The sequence below is a fragment of the Chitinivorax sp. PXF-14 genome, from assembly GCF_040812015.1.
GTDB lineage: Bacteria > Pseudomonadota > Gammaproteobacteria > Burkholderiales > SCOH01 > JBFNXJ01.
This window is the reverse complement of record NZ_JBFNXJ010000047.1, coordinates 1-533: the sequence shown is the minus strand read 5'-3', so window position 1 is coordinate 533 and position 533 is coordinate 1. Positions and strand designations below refer to the sequence as shown.

At 63.8% G+C, this 533-nt stretch carries 1 pseudogene and 1 other annotated feature; the pseudogene reads left to right on the top strand.

Annotated features, from left to right (window positions below):
- Nucleotides 1–533, top strand: a pseudogene (locus tag ABWL39_RS20880) (IS3 family transposase); the annotation flags it as partial.
- Nucleotides 236–352 (top strand) — a sequence feature (AL1L pseudoknot). (Overlaps the previous pseudogene by 117 nt.)

Genomic DNA, 533 nt, shown 5'->3' with positions numbered 1-533 from the left:
GCGGTGCGCATGGTGCTGGAGCACCGGGGCGAGTACCCCTCGCAGTGGGCGGCCATCGAATCGATAGCCCCAAGATCGGCTGCGTGCCCCAGACGCTGCACGAGTGGGTCGAGCGCCACGAGATTGATTCGGGAGCAAGGGATGGCATCACCACGTCCGGGTTGCAGCGCCTGAAGGAGCTCGAACGCGAGAACAAGGAGTTGCGCAAGGCCAGCGAGATTCTCAAGCTGGCCAGTGCGTTTTTCGCCCAGGCGGAGCTCGACCGCCGCTTGAAGTCCTGAGGGATTTTGTGGACCGGCATCGACAGGCCTACGGGGTCGAGTCAATCTGCAAAGTCTTGCAGATTGCTCCGTCGGGCTACTGGCGCCACGCGGCACTCACGCGCGAGCCTCACAGACGCTGCGCCCGCCTCCAGCGCGACGAGGCCTTGATCCCGCATATCCAGCGGGTCTGGCATGCCAACCTGCAAGTCTATGGCGCAGACAAGGTCTGGAAACAGATGAACCGGGAGGGTTTGCCCGTTGCGCGCTGCA